The sequence below is a fragment of the Parvimonas sp. M20 genome (assembly GCF_035282425.1).
Classification (GTDB): domain Bacteria; phylum Bacillota; class Clostridia; order Tissierellales; family Peptoniphilaceae; genus Parvimonas.
The window spans coordinates 1-269 of the sequence record NZ_JAYKBQ010000176.1 but is presented as its reverse complement, the minus strand read 5'-3'; the positions used below and the strand labels follow the sequence as shown (position 1 = coordinate 269).

The 269-nt window shown below is 61.7% G+C and carries 1 protein-coding gene; it reads right to left on the bottom strand.

Features of this window, described 5'->3' with window-relative positions; genetic code table 11:
* A partial coding sequence (locus tag VJI93_RS08870) for a phosphoadenosine phosphosulfate reductase domain-containing protein (protein ID WP_324009334.1) occupies positions 1–269 on the bottom strand: 269 nt, incomplete at both ends.

The window sequence follows — 269 nt, the reverse complement described above, 5'->3', positions numbered from 1 at the left end:
CTTCAGGCCCTCGGTCTTCATGATGTCGGTGTGGATGGCCGAGCCGTGCGTGAACGGGTTGATGCCCTTGGCGACGCCGTCCTCGTTGATGTGCACGATGAGGTCCATGCCGAGCTTCTTCGCCATCTCGTCGCGGAACTGGTACATCGCCCTGAACTTCCAGGTGGTGTCCACGTGCAGCAGCGGGAAGGGCGGCACCGCCGGGTAGAAGGCCTTCATCGCCAGGTGCAGCATGACTGCGCTGTCCTTGCCGATGGAATAGAGCATGA